Origin of the sequence: Streptomyces subrutilus, assembly GCF_008704535.1 — a bacterium.
GTDB classification, from domain to species: domain Bacteria; phylum Actinomycetota; class Actinomycetes; order Streptomycetales; family Streptomycetaceae; genus Streptomyces; species Streptomyces subrutilus.
Window position 1 is genome coordinate 7,241,923 of record NZ_CP023701.1, and the last position, 19,743, is coordinate 7,261,665.

Annotated in this window: 21 protein-coding genes; 9 read left to right on the forward strand and 12 right to left on the reverse strand. The window is 74.3% G+C overall.

The window, feature by feature from the left end; genetic code table 11:
* Window positions 1-63 precede the first annotated feature (63 nt).
* Together CP968_RS32290 and CP968_RS32295 are read left to right on the forward strand one after the other, a co-directional pair.
* On the forward strand, window positions 64-1,062 hold the full coding sequence (locus CP968_RS32290) for an MASE1 domain-containing protein (RefSeq protein ID WP_150521348.1): 999 nt from the start codon (window positions 64-66) through the stop codon (window positions 1,060-1,062).
* A gap of 58 nt (window positions 1,063-1,120) precedes the next feature.
* Window positions 1,121-1,432 (forward strand): hypothetical protein, encoded by a 312-nt coding sequence (locus CP968_RS32295; protein WP_150521349.1) that lies wholly within the window; start codon window positions 1,121-1,123, stop codon window positions 1,430-1,432.
* Window positions 1,433-1,691: 259 nt separating this feature from the next.
* Here CP968_RS32295 and CP968_RS32300 read toward each other — a convergent pair whose 3' ends face one another.
* Together CP968_RS32300 and CP968_RS32305 are read right to left on the reverse strand one after the other, a co-directional pair.
* Entirely contained in the window at window positions 1,692-2,882 is a 1,191-nt protein-coding gene (locus CP968_RS32300; protein WP_150521350.1) for an MFS transporter, read from the reverse strand.
* A 114-nt stretch (window positions 2,883-2,996) separates the two neighbouring features.
* Window positions 2,997-4,223 (reverse strand): phospholipase D-like domain-containing protein, encoded by a 1,227-nt coding sequence (locus CP968_RS32305; RefSeq protein ID WP_150521351.1) that lies wholly within the window; start codon window positions 4,221-4,223, stop codon window positions 2,997-2,999.
* A gap of 216 nt (window positions 4,224-4,439) precedes the next feature.
* Here CP968_RS32305 and CP968_RS32310 point away from each other — a divergent pair, with 216 nt between their 5' ends.
* The 3 genes from CP968_RS32310 to CP968_RS32320 all read left to right on the forward strand — a co-directional run bounded on the left by CP968_RS32310 (window position 4,440) and on the right by CP968_RS32320 (window position 6,608).
* Window positions 4,440-5,726, forward strand: coding sequence for a DUF2264 domain-containing protein (locus tag CP968_RS32310; protein ID WP_167536894.1), 1,287 nt, complete (start codon window positions 4,440-4,442; stop codon window positions 5,724-5,726).
* Window positions 5,621-6,130: a DUF2264 C-terminal domain-containing protein gene (locus CP968_RS32315; protein WP_341873847.1), complete on the forward strand. Its 510-nt coding sequence runs from the start codon at window positions 5,621-5,623 to the stop codon at window positions 6,128-6,130. Before CP968_RS32310 ends, CP968_RS32315 begins: the two co-directional genes overlap by 106 nt.
* A gap of 118 nt (window positions 6,131-6,248) precedes the next feature.
* Window positions 6,249-6,608: a MazG-like family protein gene (locus CP968_RS32320; RefSeq protein WP_150521354.1), complete on the forward strand. Its 360-nt coding sequence runs from the start codon at window positions 6,249-6,251 to the stop codon at window positions 6,606-6,608.
* A gap of 13 nt (window positions 6,609-6,621) precedes the next feature.
* Here CP968_RS32320 and CP968_RS32325 read toward each other — a convergent pair whose 3' ends face one another.
* From CP968_RS32325 to CP968_RS32340, 4 genes are all read right to left on the reverse strand, one after another.
* Window positions 6,622-6,984, reverse strand: a complete 363-nt coding sequence (locus CP968_RS32325) for a DUF1330 domain-containing protein (protein WP_150521355.1) — start codon at window positions 6,982-6,984, stop codon at window positions 6,622-6,624.
* A 116-nt stretch (window positions 6,985-7,100) separates the two neighbouring features.
* Entirely contained in the window at window positions 7,101-7,835 is a 735-nt protein-coding gene (locus CP968_RS32330) for an SDR family oxidoreductase (RefSeq protein ID WP_150521356.1), read from the reverse strand.
* A gap of 325 nt (window positions 7,836-8,160) precedes the next feature.
* Complete coding sequence (locus tag CP968_RS35445) at window positions 8,161-8,793, reverse strand: SRPBCC domain-containing protein (RefSeq protein WP_150521357.1); 633 nt, start codon at window positions 8,791-8,793, stop codon at window positions 8,161-8,163.
* Complete coding sequence (locus CP968_RS32340; protein ID WP_189828920.1) at window positions 8,786-9,139, reverse strand: ArsR/SmtB family transcription factor; 354 nt, start codon at window positions 9,137-9,139, stop codon at window positions 8,786-8,788. Before CP968_RS32340 ends, CP968_RS35445 begins: the two co-directional genes overlap by 8 nt.
* A gap of 91 nt (window positions 9,140-9,230) precedes the next feature.
* Between CP968_RS32340 and CP968_RS32345 the strand changes: the two genes are divergently transcribed.
* Entirely contained in the window at window positions 9,231-11,378 is a 2,148-nt protein-coding gene (locus tag CP968_RS32345) for a prolyl oligopeptidase family serine peptidase (protein WP_150521358.1), read from the forward strand.
* Window positions 11,379-11,480: 102 nt separating this feature from the next.
* Here CP968_RS32345 and CP968_RS32350 read toward each other — a convergent pair whose 3' ends face one another.
* Window positions 11,481-12,386 (reverse strand): oxidoreductase, encoded by a 906-nt coding sequence (locus CP968_RS32350; protein ID WP_150521359.1) that lies wholly within the window; start codon window positions 12,384-12,386, stop codon window positions 11,481-11,483.
* A 69-nt stretch (window positions 12,387-12,455) separates the two neighbouring features.
* Window positions 12,456-12,857 (reverse strand): UBP-type zinc finger domain-containing protein, encoded by a 402-nt coding sequence (locus CP968_RS35595; RefSeq protein ID WP_150521360.1) that lies wholly within the window; start codon window positions 12,855-12,857, stop codon window positions 12,456-12,458.
* 188 nt (window positions 12,858-13,045) lie between these two features.
* Here CP968_RS35595 and CP968_RS32360 point away from each other — a divergent pair, with 188 nt between their 5' ends.
* Window positions 13,046-13,480, forward strand: coding sequence for an SRPBCC family protein (locus CP968_RS32360; protein ID WP_150521361.1), 435 nt, complete (start codon window positions 13,046-13,048; stop codon window positions 13,478-13,480).
* A gap of 241 nt (window positions 13,481-13,721) precedes the next feature.
* Complete coding sequence (locus CP968_RS34285; protein WP_167536895.1) at window positions 13,722-14,264, forward strand: hypothetical protein; 543 nt, start codon at window positions 13,722-13,724, stop codon at window positions 14,262-14,264.
* Window positions 14,265-14,325: 61 nt separating this feature from the next.
* On the opposite strand, the gene CP968_RS32370 is transcribed toward CP968_RS34285, so the two are convergent.
* Window positions 14,326-14,673: a VOC family protein gene (locus CP968_RS32370; protein ID WP_150521362.1), complete on the reverse strand. Its 348-nt coding sequence runs from the start codon at window positions 14,671-14,673 to the stop codon at window positions 14,326-14,328.
* A gap of 208 nt (window positions 14,674-14,881) precedes the next feature.
* On the opposite strand from CP968_RS32370, the gene CP968_RS32375 reads away from it, so the two are divergent.
* Window positions 14,882-16,198, forward strand: coding sequence for a serine hydrolase domain-containing protein (locus CP968_RS32375; RefSeq protein ID WP_150521363.1), 1,317 nt, complete (start codon window positions 14,882-14,884; stop codon window positions 16,196-16,198).
* A 190-nt stretch (window positions 16,199-16,388) separates the two neighbouring features.
* Here CP968_RS32375 and CP968_RS32380 read toward each other — a convergent pair whose 3' ends face one another.
* Genes CP968_RS32380 through CP968_RS32390 form a run of 3 tightly spaced genes read right to left on the reverse strand, consistent with a single transcriptional unit; the run spans window position 16,389 to window position 19,740 of the window.
* The gene (locus tag CP968_RS32380; protein ID WP_150521364.1) at window positions 16,389-17,954 is read right to left on the reverse strand and encodes an amidase; all 1,566 of its coding nucleotides are present in this window, start codon (window positions 17,952-17,954) and stop codon (window positions 16,389-16,391) included.
* On the reverse strand, window positions 17,951-19,180 hold the full coding sequence (locus tag CP968_RS32385) for an MAB_1171c family putative transporter (RefSeq protein WP_150521365.1): 1,230 nt from the start codon (window positions 19,178-19,180) through the stop codon (window positions 17,951-17,953). The genes CP968_RS32380 and CP968_RS32385 overlap by 4 nt, the downstream gene beginning before the upstream one ends.
* Window positions 19,181-19,194: 14 nt before the next feature.
* Window positions 19,195-19,740 carry a hypothetical protein gene (locus CP968_RS32390; protein WP_229886439.1) on the reverse strand — a complete coding sequence of 182 codons (546 nt, stop codon included), beginning with the start codon at window positions 19,738-19,740 and terminating at the stop codon, window positions 19,195-19,197.
* Between the last annotated feature and the right edge of the window lie 3 nt (window positions 19,741-19,743).

Here is a 19,743-nt window from a genome sequence, read left to right on the forward strand (position 1 = left end):
GCGGAGGACACCTCCGAGCGCGTGTCACGCTCCGTATCCGGGCGCTGACTGTTGTCTGATGCAGTGATGCGATCCGAGGGCTTGCGACGTCTGTACCCGGCCGTGCTCCGGATCCTCGCCGTGGCCGCCGCCTACTTCGCGGGCGGCCGCATCGGGCTGCTCCAGCACGTGGTGATCGAGGGCGCCACCGTCACACCGCTCTGGCCGCCCACCGGCATCGCCGTCACCTGCCTGCTGGTGCTGGGGATGCGGGTGTGGCCCGGCATCGGGCTGGGAGCCCTGCTCGTGATCCAGTCGCTCAGCCCCCTCGACGTCGTGGGCATCGGCATCGCCGCCGGCAACACCCTCGCGCCCGTGTGCGCCTGCCTGCTGCTCCGGCGGGTCGGCTTCCGCCTCGAACTCGACCGGTTCCGGGACGGCGCCGCCCTGGTCTTCCTCGGCGGCCTCGCACCGATGCTGATCAGCGCCACCGTGGGCGCCTGGATGCTGGAGAGCAGTGACAGCCTGCCCGACGGCGGCTTCTGGACCGTGTGGTGGACCTGGTGGGCCGGCGACGCCATGGGCGTCCTGGTGATCACACCCCTGCTGCTGGTCCTGCGCAGGGCGCGCCTGCCCGTGGACACCTACCGCTGGGCCGAGGCGAGCGCCCTGGCGGTGGCGGCCGTGGGGGTCACCCTGCTGGCGACGCGGAGCGGGCTGGCACTGCTCTTCCTCGTCTTCCCGCTGCTGGTGTGGGCCGCCCTGCGCTTCCAGCTGGCCGGCAGCGCGCCCTGCATGCTCCTGGTGTCCGTACTGGCGATCTCGGCCGCCATCCGCCAGGAGGGGCCGTTCGCCCACCACACGCTCATCGAGGGGATGGCGAACCTCCAGGCGCTCAACGGCTCCGCGGCCCTGACCTCGCTGCTGCTGTCGGCGCTCGTGACCGAGCAGAACACCATCCGGTCGCGGATCGAGCAGGCGTGCCTGGACCTCGCCGAGGTCGTCGACCAGCTCTCGTCCGGGAGGGCGACGCCCCGCTGGCCCGTCGACGACCAGGACCGGCCCCGGACGAACGGCGGGTAGCCGCTCCGCGGGCGGGTAGGCGGTGGGGGCCGGCAACCGTCCATCGAAGGAGCGCGACATGACCGAGACCAGCAAGAACGGCCCGAACGACAAGAACGACAAGAGCGGCAAGAGCGGCAAGAACGGCGGCGGGGAGCACGGACACCCGCGGACCACTCCCTCCGAGGCGGTCGGCGAGAGCGGGGACCAGGAGGCCAGGCGCCAGGCGGACGAGGCCGTCGTCGCAGATCAGTCCGAAGGCGCACGCGCCGGACGCGGCGGGACGCCGGGCCGTTCCGCCAAGGAGCAGAGCCCCGGCATCGGCCGGGAGGAGCAGGTGCGCCCGTACCCGGCGGAGGGCGGGGAGGGCAAGGGCGGAAAGGGCCGCTGAGGCGCGGCGGCCCGGCCCGCGGCCGTGCGGCGGCCGCGCCGGGCCCGGGGACGCGGCGGGAGCCCGCCCGCGGTACGGGAATCCCCGCGGGGCCAGGCGGGTGTCGGGGTGCGGCCCCGTCGCGGCCCTGATGGCCAGGCCGCACCCCGTACGAAGAACCTACCCGCCCGGGCCCGGTCGATGTACCACAGGCCCGTCGGGCCCGTCCCGTCGCCCAGGTCACGGGTGCCGGCACGGCCCCGCGTGCGGGCGGCCGCCGTCAGTCACCGATGCGTACGGGACGGCGCAGCAGGTAGGCGCCCGCGGCGGAGACCAGCACGGCCATGCACGCGATGAACACCAGCCCCGCGCCCTCCAGGCCCATCGGCCCCACCAACACCCCCACGCCGATCACCGGCACCGAGATGCCCGTGTAGGCCACCACGAACAGCGCCGAGATCACCGCCGCGCGCCGGTCCGCCGGCGAGGCCCCGGCCACCGCGGACAGGGCGCCGCGGAACGACAGCCCCTGACCGATCCCGGCGACCAGCGCGCTCGCCACCACCAGCGACAGCAGGTCCCGGTACAGGGCGCCCGCCAGCAGCGCGAGCGCGAGGAAGAGCACCGCGCAGCCCAGCGGCAGCGACCGGCCCACCCCGACCCGGCCGACCAGCAGCTGCCCGGCGGTCGACGCGAAGAAGGCCAGGGCGACGACCAGTCCGCTCACGGCGTGGTTGCCCACGTGCAGGGACTGCGCCAGGAAGCTCGGGCTGACCGAGGTGAACACCCCGAACAGCGCGAACCCCACGAACGAGGCGATCGCCGACGGCCCGAACACCGGCCGCACCTGCCGGGGCAGCGACGGCGGCTGCGGCCGCGCGGTGCGCAGCGGACGCAGATCCCGTACGGTCTCGGGCAGCCGCAGCAGGACCGTGGCCGAGGCCGCCACCAGGGCGAGGTGCACGGCGAACGGCAGGTACAGCGGCCAGACGGCGTACTGGGCGAGCAGGCCCGCGAGCAGCGGACCGCAGCCGAGGCCGCCCATGTTGACGGCGGTCGCCACGAACGTGGCCCGCGACGAGCCGCCGGGCGGCGCCAGCTCCAGCACGAACACCGTGGCCGCCCCCGTGAACAGCCCGGCGGACAGGCCCGACAGCAGCCGGCCGGCGTAGAGCCAGCCCACCGAGTCGGCGCACAGGAAGCAGACGGCGCTCGCCGCCGCGAAACCGAGGCCCGCCAGCAGCACCGGCCGCCGGCCCACGGCGTCCGAGACGTTGCCGGCCAGCAGCAGCACGCCGATGACCCCGAACGCGTACACGGCGTACACGACGGTGATGGTCAGCTCGGAGAAGCCGAACTTGTCCTGGTAGAGCCCGTAGAGCGGGGTCGGCAGCGTGGTGCCCGCCATGCACACGGCGAACACCGCCCCGGCGAGCAGGCACGGGCGCCATCCGGAGCGATCACCGTCCATGGCCGCGACCGTAACCCGGCGCCCGCCCGGAAGCCCGCAGGGCCGGGAGGCGTCGGGAACGGTTCGCCCGCCCGGCGGCAGCGGACGGCCCGGCGGGCCCGCTCGCCGTCCGGGCTACAGGTAGCGGCGGATCGGGAGCACGGCCGCCTCCCGGGCGCGCTGCAGCACGGAGCGCCGCTTCCAGCGGGCCGGGCTGATCGGCTCGCTGTGCTTCAGGTCCTCGTCGTAGTGCCCGTCGAGCGTCGCCGTGAACTCCGCGTCCATCACGGCGAGCATGACCTCTTCGTCGTGGTCGAGCGAGCGCCGGTTGAAGTTCGTCGACCCGATCAGGGAGACGACCCCGTCCATGGTCATGATCTTGGCGTGCATCATGGTCGGCTGGTAGTGGAAGATGCGGACGCCGCACGCCGTGAGCGCCTCGTAGTGGTGCTGGCCGGCCAGTTGGCACACCCGCTTGTCCGTGTGCGGGCCGGGCAGCAGGATCTCGACCGCGACGCCACGGCGGGCCGTCGCGCAGAGCAGGTCGATGAAGTACGTGTCCGGGGCGAAGTACGCCGTCGCCAGGCGCACCCGCTCCTCGGCCGACTCCAGGATCACCCGCATCAGCGTCTGCATGTCCTGCCAGCCGAAACTGGCCGAACCGCGGACCACCTGTACGACGGCGCTCCCGCTCGGCTCGTGGCCGTTGAAGCGGTCCCGCTCGTCGAAGAGCTCGTCGTGGCACTCGGCCCAGTTCTGCGCGAAGGCCGCGGCGATGCCGTCGACGGCGGGGCCGCGCACCTCCACGTGCGTGTCGCGCCACTCGCCGGGATTGCGCGCGTCACCGCACCACTCCTCCGCGATGCCCACGCCGCCGGTGAAGGCGACCTCCTCGTCGATCACGAGCACCTTGCGGTGGCAGCGGTGGTTCTGCTTGAGGGGCGAGAGGTAGAGCGGCTTGCGGAACCAGGCCACCTCGACTCCCGCGTCGCGCATCCGGTCCAGCAGCTCCTGCTCTATGAGGCGGCTGCCGAAACCGTCCAGCAGGAGCCGCACCCGCACCCCCGACCGGGACCGGTCGGCCAGGGTCTCGGCGAACTTCCGCGCGATGTCGCCCCGCCAGTACACGAAGGTCATCATGTCCACGGTGTGGCGGGCGGAGCCGATGGCGTCCAGCATCGCGGCGAAGATCGCGTCTCCGTTGCGCAGCGGACGTACGGAATTGCCCTCGGTCGCCGCGATGCCGATGAGCCGCTCCAGACGCCGGCGTATGCGGTGGATGCGCTCGTCGGGGGTGCCGGGGCCGGTGGTCGTCTTCGTTTCGTGCGTGCCGCCGCTGAGCGGCAGCTCTCGGTCCGTCATGCCGTCGCTCCTCGGGTTTGGCCGATCAACGACGAGGACCCTATACGACGACGGGCCACCGCCTTTACCCGAGCCCTACGCGACGGGGTACGGGGCGGGCGCCGCCCCGACGCCTTGTGCCGCCGTGCGCGCGCGGACCAGCGTGAGCGGGGGAAGCGCTTTCTGTCGGCGTGGTGCGCGGCCGGGCCGCGTTCCGGTGGGGGGTCGGTCATCGAGGTGTCGGGCGCGGAGGCACACCACGCATCCCGGGGTCCCGGTGGACGGCTGCTCTTCGGCGGTGCGCGGCCCCGCACCCGCCGGGAGTTCCAGGAGGCCCTGCTCGACCTGTGCCGCCCCTTCACCGCCGCCGCCGCCCTGGAGGGCCGGCTGGAGGCGGTCGGCCATCCCGGCACCGTCTACCCGCGGCGCACCGCCCGCCTGGAACTGCTCGCCCGGCTGCTCTGGGGACTGGCGTCGCTCGCCGCGGGCGGCCCCGGTTTCGCGGGCTGGGCGGGCGTCCGGGAGCAGATCGCCGCCGGCACCGACCCGGGCTCCGCGGCCCACTGGGGCCTGCCCGGACCGCACGACCAGCGGCTGGTGGAGGCGGCGGCGCTGGGCTTCGCCCTCGCCCTGGCGCCCCACGAGGCGTGGCAGCCGCTGGCCCCCGCCGAACGCCGCCGGCCGGCCGACTGGCTGGGGCAGGCGGCCGCGGCCGCACCGGTGGACAACAACTGGCACCTCGTCCCGACGCTCGTACGGCTCGGTCTCGCGGCCGTGGGCGAGAGCGCTGCGAAACCCCGGCGCCCGGGGACGGCCCGGGGAGAGGCGGCCACCGAGGCGGCCTTCCGCCGGATCGACGACTTCCACCTCGGAGACGGCTGGTACGCCGACGGCCCCGACGGCAGCCCGCCGGACCACTACGGCCCCTGGGCCATCCACTACTACGGCCTCCTGCACGCCGGCCTCGGCGCGATCGACGGTGCGCGCGCCGCGACGGTGCGCGCACGGGCCGCGGCCTTCGCCCCCGAGCACGTCCACTGGTTCGCCGACGACGGAGCGGCCCTCGCCATCGGCCGCAGCCTCACCTACCGCTTCGCGCAGGGAGCCTTCCTCGGCGCCCTGGCGTTCGCGGGCACCCCCGCCATGCCGTGGGGCGTCCTGCGCGGGCTGTGGGCACGGCACCTGCGCTGGTGGGGCGGGCAGCCCGTGCGCGACGGGGACGGCACCCTCTCCGTGGGCCACGCCTATCCGAACCTCCTGATGAGCGAGTCGTACAACGGCCCCGGTTCCCCGTACGGGGCCTTCAAGGCCTTCCTGCCGCTGGCCCTGCCCGAGACCCACCCCTTCTGGTCCCACCCCGAGGAACCCCCGCCCGCACCCGCCAGTGGCGAGTGCGGGAGGAGAACGAGCGCGGGACGGTGGCGGGGACGGCCGTCACCGCCACCTGGAGCCCGTACCCGGACGTACGCGTCTACACCTGGCTGGTGCCGGCGGGGGAGTGGCACGTACGGATCCACCGGCTGACCACCGGGCGGCCGCTGCACACGGCCGAGGCGGGCTTCTGCGTGCCGGCCGAGCCGGGCGGGTCGCCCGCGCGGGAGGCGGCCGCCGGGGCGCGCGCGACGGCCTCGGCGGGCAACCTGGTCGCCGGCGTACGGGACCTCGCGGGCGGGCGGCGGGGCGAGGTGATCCGACCGGACCCCAACAGCCACCTGATGTGGCCCCGCACCCTGCTGCCCACCCTGCGCGGCACGCTCGACCCCGGTGAACACTGGCTGGTCACGGCCTGCTTCGCCGGGACGGAGGCGGGCGGTGAGCAGCGGTTCGCGCAAGGACCGGCCGCGGCGGCCGTCGCGCGGGCGGCCGAACTCGCCTCCCTGCCCGGTCCCGTGCGCGCCCGGCTGGCCGGGGCCCGGTCCGCCCCGTAGCGGGACCCGGACCGGCGGGCGCGAAACGGCGCGCGGCCCCGGCCGCCGCGCCGGTAGGGTGCTGCCCCTGCCCGGCCGCGCCGGGACCGCGTACGGGAACAGGAAGGCACCGCGAACCGTGAGCACGCCCACCCCCTGGGACACCATCAGCGCCCTGGCCGACCGCTTCGACGCCTCCGACACGGCGAAGGGCCTCGCGCCGGAGGAGAGCCACATCCTCCAAGTGCTCAAGATCGGCGAGGAGTTCGGCGAGGCGGCCCAGGCCGTCATCGGAGCCAAGGGCACCAACCCCCGCAAGGGCCACTCGCACAGCTGGGAGGACGTCCACGACGAGGTGTGCGACGTCATCATCACCGGCATGGTCGCCCTGGCCCGCATGCGCCCCGACGCGGCGTCGTACTTCACCGGTCAACTGGCCCTCAAATCGGCCAAGTTCCTGCCCGCCCCGGAACGGGATGCGGTCGCGGAGGGGAACTGACGGAGCCGCGGGGCTACGGGGCCGAGGGCCCCGCTGCGCCGGCTTCCGCCCGCAGCGTGCGGGCCCGCTCGGCCGGGTCGTAGTCCGGCCCGACGCCCTCGATCAGCAGCAGGTCGCCCTCGATGTGCTCGGTCCGCAGGCGCAGGATGGCCCGGTAGGCCGGAGAGCCGTACCAGGCACGGGCCTCGGCCAGACCGGGGAACTCGATCAGCACCATGCTCCCGGGCCACTCGCCCTCCACGACCTCGGCCGGCGGACCGTGGATGACGAAGCGGCCGGCGAAGGGGTCGAGGGTCGCCTGGATGCTCTCCAGGTACTCGATGACCTCCAAGTGGTTCCGTCGGCTGCGGAGATGGGCGAATCCGTAGGCGGGCATCACGGGGCTCCTTCGTTCCGGGGGCGGGTGACGACCGCGAAGGTAGCCGGGGGAGCCGGGCCGGTGCGATGACCCCGGAGGTAATTGCCGCACCCTCGGGTACCGTGCCGCGAACCCTAGAGGGAGCGGGCGGCGCCGCCGTCGATGCGGACGGACTCGCCGTTGATGTACGCGGCGTCCGGCGAGACGAGGAAGCGGGCGAGACGGCCGATCTCCGCGGTGGTGGCGTAGCGCCCGGCGGGGATCTTCGCCAGGAAGGCGGGGTCCTCGGGCCAGCTGTCGACGTAGCCCGGCATCAGGTTGTTCATGCGGATGCCGCGGGCCGCGTGCTGGTCGGCGTACAGCTTGGTGAACGAGGTCAGGGCCGCGCGCAGGGCGGAGTTGACGGGTATCAGGCCCATCGGCTCGAAGGCCGTGTAGGAGGAGAGGTTCACGAAGGCCCCACCGCCGGCCGCTTCCATGTGCGGGGTCACCAGCCGCACCATCCGGACCACGCTGAGCAGCAGCATGTCCAGGCCGTCGTGCCAGTCCTGGTCGCTGACCTTGAGCAGGTCGTCGTTGCGGGCGTGCCCCGCGCCGTTGACCACCGCGTCGATGCGCCCGTACCGCGCCAAGGTGTCGTCGACGAGGCGGGCCAGGTCGTCCGGGGCGGTGAGGGAACCCACGGTGGCCGTCCCGCCGAGCTCCGCGGCGAGCCCCCCGATGCCGGGGTCGATGTCGAGCAGCGACACGCGGTGTCCCGCGGCGGCGAGCTCGGTGGCGATGCCGCGGCCGATACCGGATCCGGCGGCGGTGACGATGGCGACGGGCCCCTCGGCGGGGAGGGCCGGGGCGCTGGTGGGGGTGTTCACGGTGACGCCTGTGCTTTCGTTCGCCAGTCAGTACGACATTTACCGTACAGTCGTACCGGCATCCGAGCAAACCACCTGCAGCCTGCACGGGCGATGACGGAAAGCCCGGGACGGGCGAGGGGGGCGGGGACACGGCGGGGTGTCCCCGCAGGACGAGCGCGCAACCGCGCCCGGGGTGCGTGACCCCGCTCCGTGCGCGAGCCGAGGAGGCACCCCGGCGGGTCCCCGCGGACCGCCCCCGGCCCTCGCCCACCCCAGGCCTCCGCACACCGCCCCGCCAGGCCTCCGCACACCGCGGACCCCTCGGGCGACCAGCCCGCCCGGCCTACGCGCCCGTGTAGAAGGCGATCGTGGCCGCCGTCGTGGCCGCCGCCACTTCCGGGGCCGCGCCCGACGCCGCGTACGCCGCCCCCCACGCCTCGCCCGACCGGGTGATGAACTGCCTGGCCTCGGGCGTGACCTGCCACGCCTCGGCCTCCTCCCTGCTCATCCCGCCCCCCGCCAGATGCATGCCGAGTCCCAGCAGCCCCAAGTCCCAGCCGATCCCGACCGCACCCGGCCCGAACTTCGCCCGGAACTCCTCCGGGACCACGGCCGCGTGCTCCAGCTCCAGCACCGTCCGCCCCGGCCCCTCCGGCGTCACCCGCACCTCGACCTCGCCGAACCCGGGATCCGGGCCGAACAGCCAGGACACCCGCAGTCGCTCCGGCGCGACGCATTCGAGGATCTCGCCCCCGGCGTTGCCCTCCAGCTGGTAGTGGCCGCCGACCTTGAAGTCGCCGGTCACCGGCATGAACCAGCGCCCGATCCGCTCGGGCGAGGTGACCGCGTCCCACACGTCGGCGGCCTCCGCTTCGAACGTGCGCCGCAGCACCACCGTGCCGGCCTCGCCCGCCGGGACCCGGCGCAGGCCCACCTCCCGGTGCACCCGGTTGATCTCGTCCACGATCTCACTCATCGCCGCTCGCTTCCTCTCTCCGTCTGCGCTCCCGCTTTCCCCGCGCGAGCTCCGTCCCGAGCGCGTCCAGCCGCTGCTCCCAGAACCCCCGGAACCTCTCCAGCCATGCGTCCACCTCGCGCAGCGGGCCTGACTCGACGGCGTACAGCCGCCGGGTGCCCTCCGCCCGTACGGACGTGAACCCGCTCTCCCGCAGCACCCGCAGATGCTGCGACACGGCCGGCTGGGAGATCCCGAATTCCTCCCGGATCACGGCACTGACCTCGCCCGATGCCTGCTCGCCCGGGGCGAGCAGCTCCAATATCCGGCGTCTGACCGGGTCCCCGAGGACATCGAAGGCGTGCACGCGGCCGAGTATGCCACCACCCACTTATATAAGCCAAGGCTTATATAAGTGGGTGGCGCGTGTCCCGCGCGGAGTGCTGCACAATCGGCGCATGAACGACGTGGACGCCCACCTGTGGCTGGAAGACGTGTCGGGCGAGGAGTCCCTCGCCTGGGTGCGGGAGCGCAATGCGGAGACCGTGGACGAACTGGGCGCGGCGCCCGAATTCGAGGCCATCGAGCACGAGGTGCGCGAGGTGCTGGACGACGACGGCCGGATCCCGTACGTCACCCGCCGCGGCCGGCACCTCTACAACTTCTGGCAGGACGCCGAGCGGGTGCGCGGGGTGTGGCGGCGCACCACCCTGGAGGAGTTCCGCACGGACCGGCCGGCCTGGGAGACGGTCCTCGACCTCGACGCGCTGTCCGAGGCGGAGGGCGAGGAGTGGGCGTGGGCGGGCAGTGACGTCCTCGCCGCCCACGACCACCGGCACGCCCTGGTGATGCTCTCGCGCGGCGGTGCGGACGCCTGCGTCGTGCGCGAGTTCGACCTCTCGGCGCTGCGGTTCGTCGAGGACGGGTACGGCGTTCCCGAGGCGAAGACCCGGATCGGCTGGATCGACCGCGACCACGTGTGGATCGGCACCGACTCCGGCCCCGGTTCCCTGTCCGCGTCCGGATACCCGCTCCAGGTGCGGCGCTGGCGTCGCGGCACACCGCTGGAGCAGGCCGAGCTCGTCTACCAGGGCGAACCGGCGGACCTGTCCGCCGACGGCTGGCGCGACCACACCCCGGGCTTCGCCAGGGACTTCGTCTCCCGCCAGCTGGACTTCTGGAACAGCCGCCTCTTCCTCCTGCCCGCAGCCGGCGACGCCGATGCGGCAGAAGCCGAGGCAGAGGCAGAGCCCGCGTCCGCGGCCCCCGGAGCGCAGGCCCCCGGAGCGCAGCCCGCCGGAGCGTCGTCCGCCCGGCCGCGGATGGTGCCGATCGACGTCCCGGACGACGCCGTCAAGTACGTGCACCGCCAGTGGCTGATCGTCACCACCAAATCGAACTGGCTCGGTCACGCCCCCGGCACCCTCCTCGCCTTCGACTTCGCGGCGTACCAGGCCGGCGCGCGCGAGCCGGAGGTCCTCTTCGCACCCGACGGGCGCACCGCGCTCGCCGGCCACCAGTGGACCCGCCACCACCTGATCCTCGCCACCCGCGCCGACGTCTCCTCCCGACTGGAGATCCTCACCCCCGGCCCCGAGGGGGCGGGGTGGAGCCGGGCGCCGCTGGCCGACGTGCCGCCGCTGTCCACGGCCTCCGTGGTGGGTACCGACCCGGACGACAGCGACGAGTACTTCCTGAACGTCTCCGGGTTCCTCCAGCCCGCCACCCTGTACCGGGGCGTGGCCGGTGGCCCGCCCGGCGACGGCGAGGCCCTCAAGCGGGCGCCCGCCCTCTTCGACACGGCCGGCCTCACCGTCCGGCAGCACTTCGCCACCTCCGCCGACGGCACGCGCGTCCCGTACTTCGTGATCGGCCCCGAGGACCGTCCCGGTCCCGGCCCCGCGCTGCTCTACGGCTACGGGGGCTTCGAGGTCTCCCAGGTCCCGCAGTACAGCCCGGTCGTCGGGCGGGCCTGGCTCGCGCGCGGCGGGACGTACGCGGTGGCCGGCATCCGCGGCGGGCGCGAGTACGGACCGTCCTGGCACCAGGCCGCCCTCGGAGCCAACCGGGTGCGCGCCTTCGAGGACTTCGCCGCCGTCGCCCGGGACCTCGTCGACCGCGGCATCACCACCGTGGCCCGGCTCGGCATCGAGGGCGGCAGCAACGGCGGCCTGCTGATGGGCGCCATGCTCACCCGCTACCCGGAGCTCTTCGGGGCTGTCGTCGCGCACGTCCCGCTCCTGGACATGCTGCGCTTCCACCGACTGCTCGCCGGAGCCAGCTGGATCGCCGAGTACGGGGACCCCGACGCCCCCGCCGACCGCACGCACCTCGCGGACATCTCCCCGTACCACCGGGCCCGGGGCGACGTCCCGTACCCGCCGCTGCTGCTGCTGACCTCGACGCGCGACGACCGGGTGCACCCCGGGCACGCCCGCAAGATGGCCGCCCGGCTCAGGGAGCTCGGCCAGCACGTGCTGTTCCACGAGCACCTGGGCGGCGGCCATGCCGGTGCCACCGACCACCGGCAGACCGCCTTCAACAAGGCGCTCGTGCACTCCTTCCTGTGGGGGAGGCTCGCCGAAGGGGCCGCCGAGCGCGGCTGACGGACGGGCGCGGCCGACGGGCGGTCGGGGCGGGTGGGTGGACGCGGGCGGGCCTTGCGCCCGCCCCGACCGGGGACCGGGGACCGGCGCCGGGGAGCGGGCTCAGCCGGCCGCGTGCGCCGAGTCCAGCGAGGCCAGCTCCGCAGGGGAGAGGCGCAGCGCGCCCGCGGCCACGTTGGCGACCAGGTGGTCCGGGTCGCCCGTGCCGGGGATCGCCAGGACGTGCGGCCCGCGCGCCAGGGTCCACGCCAGCCTGATCTGGGCGGGGGAGGCCCCGCGGGCCCGGGCGACGGCCCGTACCTCCGCGCTCTCGCCGCCGGTCAGCCCGGCCTGGCCCCCCGCGCCGGCGATGGCGTAGAACGGGACGAAGGCGATGCCCTGGTCCCCGCAGGCGCGCAGGAGGGTGTCCTGTTCGGGGTCGGCTCCGATGCCGTACCGGTTCTGCACGCAGACCACGGGCGCGATGGCCTGCGCCTCGGCCAGGTGTCCGGGCCGTACGTTGGAGAGGCCCAGGTGGCGGATGAGGCCGGCCGTGCGCAGGTCCGCCAGTGCGCCGAACCGCTCCGCGATCGAATCCTCGCCGACGACGCGCAGGTTCACCACGTCGAGGTGGTCGCGTCCCAACTGGCGGAGGTTCTCCTCGACCTGGCCGCGCAACCGGTCGGGAGAGGCGTGCGGGATCCAGTCTCCGGCCGGGCCCCGGCCGGGGCCGACCTTGGTGGTGATGACCAGGTCGTCCGGGTAGGGGGCCAGCGCGCTGTTGATCAACTCGTTGGCGGAGCGCAGCGGGGAGAAGTAGAAGGCGGCGGTGTCGATGTGGTTCACGCCGAGTTCCAGCGCCCGGCGCAGGACGCCGATCGCCTGCTCCCGGTCGCGCGGCACGGCGTCGGTCGCGAACGCCTCACCGGTCTGGGGCAGGCGCATCGCGCCGAACCCGAGCCGGTTGACCGTCAGATCGCCGAGCGTCCAGGTGCCGGAGGCGGCTGCTGTGATGGTGTGCGGGGTCATGTGCGAATGATCGCCGCCCGGTGCGCGGACGGCCAGGGACCAGCTCCGTGCGCCGTCGCGGCGTCCCGCTCACGCGTCGCGCGCACGGCCGGGTGCGGTGGCCGGGACCAGGAACAGCTCGTCCTCGTAGCACCATGCCCACTCCTCGCCCGCCTCGGCCGAGCGGGCCAGGGGATGGCCGGTGCGCACGGCGTGGGACCAGGCGTGCTGACCGCGCGAGCTGTCGCAGCAGCCCACGCTGCCGCAGGTCAGGCAGATCCGCAGGTGGACCCAGGACTGGCCGGCGGCGAGGCACCGGTCGCAGCCGGCGGCGGGTGCGGGCCCGCCGTCCGACGGCCCGCGTGCCGGGCTCGCCGCCGTCGCGCGGGCCTCGGCCGGCGGCTCACCGGCCGTGGCCTCCGCCTGGTCGGCATGGCCGCACGACCGGCCCTCGGGGCGTCCGGCGTCGTACGCGACCGTCCAGCGCGGCATCGGTTCTCCTCCGGGGTTGGGTCGCTCTCGCGGCGGGTGCCCGTACAGTGTGCGCCCCGCAAGCCCGTGCCGCGCGGGCCGAGGGCGGGGGCGGTGCGCAGGACGGGTGCATCCGGGGCGGGTCCCGCTCCGGAAGAGAGGGTGTGCCCCGCCCCGGGGCGGTCCGTTTTCCGTGAAGGGAGCCCAGCGTGGTGTCCGTCGAGCGTTCGTTCACCGTCGACCGGCCGCTGCCGGTGCTGGTCGACTACCTGAAGGACTTCGCCCGGGCGGAGGACTGGGACCCCGGCACGACGTCGTGCGTCCGGCTCGACGACGGGCCCGTACGGGTCGGCTCCTCGTGGCGCAACGTGTCGGTGTTCCGCGGCCGGGAGACGAGCCTGGTCTACCGGCTCGTCCGCTGGGACGCGGACCACCTGACCTTCGTGGGCGAGAACTCCAGCGTCACGACGACCGACGACCTGTCCCTGCGGTCCACCGGAACCGGGGTTACGGAGGTCGTCTACCGGGCCAGGCTCGATTTCAAAGGTCTGATCAAGCTGGCGGAACCCTTCCTGAGGAAGGACGTCGAGCGGCTGGCCGACGGGGTCGAAGCGGTGATGCCCGGGGTGCTCGCGCGGGCCTGACTCCCCGGGACGTGGGCCGTCGGCGCCATCGGTCGGGCGCCCGCGGTGCGTGAACCCCCGGCCGCGGGCGGCCGCCCGCATGCCGCACGGATGGCGCGAGCGCGGCCCTGATGCGGACCGGGAGCCCGCCCAACGGGCTTGCCCGCCCAGCCGATTGTCACGATGTGGCCGAAACCCATCCCGCGCGGGCTGGTATTCATATGATGTGCCTCCTTTCGGACCGTCCCGGGTGGGGGTACCCATGAACAGCGCCATCGGCAACGTCACGACCGGCAAGAGAACGCGCGGCCCCGTACGGCGGGCCCTGGTGGCCCTGTTGGTCGCGGGGGTGGCCGTCGCCTGCGGGCCCGCGGGAGGCGGCGGCCCCGCCGTCTCGGCGCCGCCCGCCCCCACCGCGTCGGCGGCCCCCTCGGCCACGACCGCCCCGCCCGAGCAGTCCCCGACGCCCACCCCCACGGCATCGCCCACGGCCGTCCCGACCCTCGCACCCACCCCCACCGCGGCGCGCAGTGCCGCACCGGTCGCCGCCGACCCGAAGCCGGCCGCCACGGCCGAGGCGCCCCGGCCGACGCCGAAGCCCGCGACCGAGCCGGCGCCGCGCCCCAGCACGAAGGCGCCCGCGGAACCGGCCGACACCGCGTGCGAGATCGTCTCCAACGCCGGCAACTGCTACAACGCGGGGCAGTTCTGCCGCCAAGCGGACCTCGGCCGCTCCACCCGCGCCGGCAACGGCCGCACGATCCACTGCCGCCCGGACGGCTCCCGTCCCCGCTGGCAGTACTGACGCGGGGCCGCCCCCTTCGCGACGTGCCGGGTCCGCGGCGCCGCGCCGCGCGACCCGGCCGTCAGCGGTGACCCAGCACATTGACCACCCGGCCGTTGGGATCGCGGACGAAGAACCGCCGCACGCCCCACTCCTCGTCCTGCAACGGGTACACGATCTCCGCCCCGCTCTCCCGCATGACCGCGTGGGCCGCATCCACGTCGTCCACCTCGACGCTCATGTCGGGGGTGACGGGCGCGGTCTCGTCGCGGGTCATGACACTGATCTGTGCGGCCGGGACGGACGAGGAGGCGAGCGTCATGATCCACCCGTGGTTCATGACCTCCTCGAAGCCCAGCAGCCCGTAGAAGTCCCGGCTCTCCTGCGTCGCCTGCGACTGGATGTTGGGCACCACACGACGAACGGCCATCGACGCCTCCATGTGAGAACAAGCGTGTCCCTGTGACCCTCCAGGAGTACTACGCCGCGTCCACCGCCGCACGGACCACGGCAAGGCGGCCGGTGGCGGGGGGCCGGTGGCCGGTGGCCGGTGGCGTCCGTCCTGCTAGAATTGGGTGTTTCTGTACAAAACGGATGATCGGGCCCGGTAGTCGAGCTGCAACGGTCGTGATGCGTGCATGAATGCCTCCCGTGCGGTCGACCGCACCCTCCGCACGAGCCGCCGCCGCGCGCGGCTCGCGGCGCCCTGTGCCCTCCTCCTCGCCCTCGGCTGCCTCCCCCTCGCCCCCACCGCCGTGGCCGCCGCCGCCCCCTCGCCCACCCCGTCGGCCTCCGCGCCCCTCTCCCCGACCCTGAAGCGGATCGATCCGGCCGTCTTCCGGGCCGCCGTGGAGCGGGCGGCCAAGGCGCTGGGGGTGCCCGGCGCCGTCGTCCTGCTCCAGACCCCGCAGGGCACGTACCGGGCGCTGGTCGGCACGAGCGACCTGGGGAGGGCCGAACCGCCCGACCCCGGTGACCACTTCCGTATCGCCTCCAACACCAAGACGATGACCTCGGCCCTGATCATGCTCCTCGTCCAGGACGGATCGGTCCGCCTGACCGACCCGGTGTCCCGGTACGTCGCCGGGGTGCCGAACGGTGGGAAGATCACCATCGCCGACCTGCTGACGATGCGCAGCGGCCTCTACAACTACACCGACGCACCCGAACTCGCCGCGACGCTGGACGCAGACCCGGGCAGGGCCTGGACCCCGCAGGACGTGCTGGACATCGCCTACCGGCGGCCGCCCGACGCGGCCCCCGGCACGTCCTACGCGTACGACAACACCAACTACGTCCTGCTCGGGCTGGTCGCCGAGAAGGCCGGCGGCCGGCCCCTGGCCGAGCAGTTCCGGGACCGGCTGTTCGCCCCGCTCGGCATCGACGACACGTTCCTGCCCGACATCCACGACCGGTCGCTGCCGGCGCCCTTCGCCCACGGCTACATGTACGGCGGATCGTCCTACGCCCTGGTCGACAAGCCCTACCCGCCCGCGATCGTCGAAGGGGCGCGGACGGGCACGCTCCGGCCCGTCGACTACACCCGGCAGAACCCCTCCTACGCCACCGCCGCCGGCGGAGTCGTCTCCACCGCCCGGTCCATGACCACCTGGATCGAGGCGCTGGTCACGGGCAAGGTGCTGAACGCGGCGACCCAGCAGCAGTGGCTCCACAGCCCGCGCCCGGAGGACCCGGCCGCGCCCGACGGGCAGAAGTACGGGTACGGCATCGCCTACCAGCGCTTCGCGCCGAACGCCGCCATGTACTACCACGGCGGCGAACTCCCGGGCTTCAACTCCTTCATCGGCCACGACCCGGACAGCGACGTCACCCTCGTCGTCTGGACGAACCTGACCGTGTCGCCCGACGGCCGGGCCACCGCCATCGCCCTGCTGCCCACCGTCCTCAACCAGGTCTACACCGGTCTCGCCCTGCCCACCGGGCACTCCGGCTAGGATGATCACCGGGTCCGGACACCGCTTCCCCCGTCGGTGTCCGGGCCCTTCCACGTCTCCACGTCCTCGCACCACATCGTGCTGCACGGCGCGGAGGGGCCCCGGGATCGCCCCGGGGCCCCTCCGCCGTACGGGCCCGCCCCGCCCCACCCCCGTGGAGGCAGAACGGGCCCGGTTCACGGGCGCCCGCTCACTCGGCGGACGCGGGCGGTCGCACGGGCTCGGGGAGCCGTTGTGCGAGGTGTTCGGCCACGGCGACGACCGTGCGGTCGTCCAGGTACGGGCCGATGATCTGGACGGCCAGCGGCAGGCCCCCGGCGGTCCTGCCGGCCGGCATGACGACGGCGGGGAGCCGGACGTGACCGGCCAGGTTCAGCCACGCCGTCTGGTCGAAGTACGGGCGCCGCTCGCCGTCCACCGTGATGTACCGCTCGGGCACCGGGACCGCGGTCTGGTCCGCGACGGCCGCCGTCGGGGTGGCCGGCGTGACGAGGACGTCATGGGTGGCGAAGTAGGCGGCCCAGCGGCCGCGCAGCTCCTCGCGCTCCTCGTTCGCGCGCAGCCAGTCCCGGTGCCGCATGGTCCGCGCGTGCAGGAAGAGGCCGCCCGGGGCATCCGCCGGGACCTTCTCGGCCGCCGCGACGTCCTCGGCGAATCCCGCGTCCGTGGCCGTGGCGCTGGCCGTGGCGTACATGAGGCGCTGGAACAGCCGGTCGCTGCCGGCCAGGTCCACGGGCCGGGCGGTCTCGTCCACGCCCGCTCCGGCGGACCGCAGCAGCCGGACGACCTCGTCCAGCACCCGCCGGGTGTCCCCGTCGACGTGGCAGTAGGGGTCGTCGCGCCAGACGCCGACCCGGAAGTCGGCCAGCCGCTTGCGGCGCGGTGCGGGCAGCTCGACGCGCCAGGCGGCGGCGTCCGCCGGGGCCGGCGCGGCCAGGACGTCGAGGAGCAGGCCGAGGTCGTCGGCGGTACGGGCGAGGGGGCCCAGCGTGAGCATGTCGGAGCTGGTGAGCCAGCCGGGCGGCCGGGGGATGTGTCCGCGGGTCGGGACGATCCCGCCGCTGGGCCGCAGGGCGTACACCCCGCAGTAGGCGGCGGGGAGGCGCAGCGAGCCCGCGAGGTCGGAGCCGACGTCGAGACTGGTGAGCCCCGCGGCGACGGCGGCGGCCGGGCCGCCCGAGGAACCGCCCGCGGTCCGGGTGGCGTCGTACGGGTTCTTCGTCGTGCCGAAGAGCGGGTTCGAGGTCTGGAGGTCCTGGCACATGACCGGGACGTTCGTCTTGCCGACGATGACGGCTCCGGCGGCGCGCAGCCGCGCCACCGCGTCCGCGTCCCGTTCGGGCACGTGCGCCGTGAGGTCGGGGGAGCCGCAGGTGGTGCGCAGCCCCTTCGTCTCCAGGGCGTCCTTCACGGTGAGGGGCAGGCCGTGGAGCGCGCCCAGCGGCTTGCCGGTGGCGGCGAGGTGGCGGTCCGCGGCGTCGGCGGCCGCGCGGGCGCCGGCCGCGTCGAGGGTGACGACGGCGTTGAGGGCGGGGTTGGCCTTGGCGATGTGCAGCAGGTACTGCTCCAGCAGCTCGCGGCTGGTGATCGTACGGCGGCGCAGGGCGGCGAGCTGCTCGCGGGCCGGCGCCAGGTGCAGGTCGGCGCGCGCGCCCCGGCCGCCGGCCCGCGAGTGGGCCGCCGCGGGTGTGGCGGCCATGGCGGCGGCCGCGGCGACGGCGGTACAGGCGACGAGCAGGGTGCGGCGGAGGATCACGAGCGGGCTCCTGAGGTGGCGCCGAGGGAGTCGGAGGCGTCGCGGCTCTCGGGCGTGGGCACGGGCGGGGTGAAGTAGGAGGCGACGCGCTGGAGGTGGACCAGCTCGTCGTCGGTGGTGGCGAGGGACAGGTCGGCGTCGGCGTACTCGGCGGGCGCGTCGACGGGCTCGTCCGCGGTGTGGCGGGCGAGGGCGGCCCGGAGCTGGTCGGCGGTGACGGCCGCGGCCAGTTCGGCGCCGGTGAGCCCTTCGGCCCGGCGGGCCGCCTCGGCGCGCTCTCGGGCGACGGGGTCGAGGTAGCGGCGCATGAGCTTCTGGCCCTGGCGGATCTCGACGCGGCGGCGCAACAGCGGGAAGTGGGCGCTGCGGCCCCGCAGGACGTCGGGGAGCTGGCGGGCCGGTCGGCGCAGCGTGATGCCGGGGTCGGCCCGGTCGAGCGCGAACCACAGCGGACCGAGGCGCCGCAGGGCCAGGTGCGCGGCGGCCCAGTCGCGGCCGCTCGCCGCCCGCCGGGCGACGGTCGGGATGAGGTAGCCGATCTGGGTGAGGGTGGCGCCGATGTCGCCGCAGGCCCAGGCGAAGCCGTTGAGGTGGTCGACGCCGAAGCCGACCTCGGCTCCGACGACGGCGCCGATCCGGATGCCGCTGTAGCCGAGGGTGATGACGGCGCCGACGGTGACCAGGCGCAGGCTGAAGGCGATGGACCGGTTGCTGGCGGTGCGGGCGTACTTCCAGCAGGACCGGGCCAGGTAGACCTCGGCGACGGTGTACGTGCCGAAGTACAGCAGTACGTACGCCTGGAAGACCGGGTCGTGGGCGTAGTACAGCGAGAAGTCGGTCGGTCTGGTCGTGGCCGGGGTCAGCAGGGCGAAGAGCAGTGCCATCGCGGCGATGACCACGGCGGCCGCGACCAGCAGGTGCCGGCTGCGCCGGCGCGCCTCGGCCGGCGGCTTCGACCAGTGCGCGAGGACGGTGGCCTGCAGGGCGAAGACCACGATCACGCAGCCCTGGGCGATCGGCACGACGATGTTGGGCACGCCGAGCACGCCGTCCACGCGCACCCACACCCAGGTCAGGGAGACGGCGTAGCTGAGCGCGGAGAAGCCGTATGTGAAGGCGAGGGCGACCAGCGCGGGATCGCGGCGGCTGCGCCCGAGGTCGCGGACCAGGACGAGGAAGCCGGTGCCGGCGATGGCCAGGCACAGGGGGTGAAGGATGTCTTTCACGGGTCCCTATCCGGTCAGCGCAGCAGGGTGCGGGTGATGGGGTCGGCCTCCGCGGACACCTGGGCGCGCGACGCGCCCAGGTGTTCCTGGAGGAGCGAGCCGACGAGTTCGGCCTCGAACTCCTCGGGCTCGTTGTACCGGGTCCGGCCGAGGACGAGTTGCACCGTCGCGGGATCGATGTCGGTGATGAGGCCGCCCAGGTCGCCGGTGGTCTGCGGGGTGCTGCCGCGGTGCCGCTTGAGCATGTGGCCGAACTCGTGGCCGACGATGATCTCGGCGTGCGCGCGGCTGATGGCGGTGTCGTAGAAGACGTAGTCCGTGTCGCCGGTGGCGAGCCACAGCCCGCAGGGGGCGGACGCGTCGAGCGAGTCGGGATCGGACGGGTCCGAGGCGAACGGCATGAGCCGGATGGTGCGGTCGAAACGTTCCTCCATGAACGGCACCAGGTCCAGGACGCTGTCGACCCCGGGCAGGTCGAGCCCTTCCACGAACTCGCGGTTCCGGCGCTCGACCTCGTCGGCCTCGCGGTCGCTGCCGCGGCTACGACGGCTGAGCCACATGGA